Annotated in this window: 1 pseudogene; it reads left to right on the top strand. The window is 65.4% G+C overall.

Features of this window, described 5'->3' with window-relative positions:
* Positions 1 to 269: pseudogene (locus tag ACQG3P_RS19855) on the top strand (DUF4350 domain-containing protein); the annotation flags it as partial.

Below are 269 nucleotides of genomic sequence, written 5' to 3'. Positions count from 1 at the left end.
CCGTTCAACGACCAAGACGCCGCGCAGGGGCCGCTGCGGGACGCGCTGGGCGTGGATACCGGGAACTCCGAGCGCAACTGCAAGGCCTTCCACATTGCCGACGATCCCGGCCATTCCGAGTTCAGCAGTGGCCGCCGTTTCGGCGTGGACGTGCCCGACGGCGTTCGCGTCGAACGCGAATGGGGCGATGACGAGGGCCAGTTGTTCGCGAGGATTCGCAAGCGCGAAGGAATCGTGGACGTGCTGTCGGACATGGAGTTCCTCAAGTG

The organism is Stenotrophomonas sp. SrG (assembly GCF_050031795.1).
GTDB classification, from domain to species: domain Bacteria; phylum Pseudomonadota; class Gammaproteobacteria; order Xanthomonadales; family Xanthomonadaceae; genus Stenotrophomonas; species Stenotrophomonas rhizophila_A.
This window is presented reverse-complemented; position numbering and strand designations above follow the sequence as displayed.